Annotated in this window: 1 pseudogene; it reads right to left on the reverse strand. The window is 34.3% G+C overall.

Annotated elements, in window-relative coordinates:
- Positions 1–434 (reverse strand): annotated as a pseudogene (locus ACFI6J_RS21615) (hypothetical protein); the annotation flags it as partial.

Raw genomic sequence — 434 nt, forward strand, 5'->3', positions numbered from 1 at the left:
GTTAGATGATTCTCTATTACCTCGAAAGTTTTTTCAATTTTTATGTTTTTCTGCAATCGGTAAGCAAGTATTGGGTCATGTTTTGAAAGCTCTAAAATAGCGCTGTCAAACTGAGAGGAGAAATCTACTCGCAGTTCTTCCTTCATATCAATGATTAACGAATTAAATGCTTTCTCAAGGGCAATTCGTAGCTCTGCTTCGAATGCTGATTTATCTTTAGGCGAGAATGCTTGGTCATTCAATTTCTCTAAATACAGCTTCAAGTAACCGTCAATCGCGCGATCTGTATTAATTACTGAATTGATAAATACATTGCGTAACTCAAGGAGTAAATAAATTATTGTTCGATTACTTTCTTTTTTTTCTCTCTGAATTTTCCATATATATGTTGCTAAGGCTACTAAAATAGTTGCACTAGCGGTAATAAAGGATCC

The sequence above is a fragment of the Alteromonas sp. G4i13 genome (assembly GCF_054960505.1).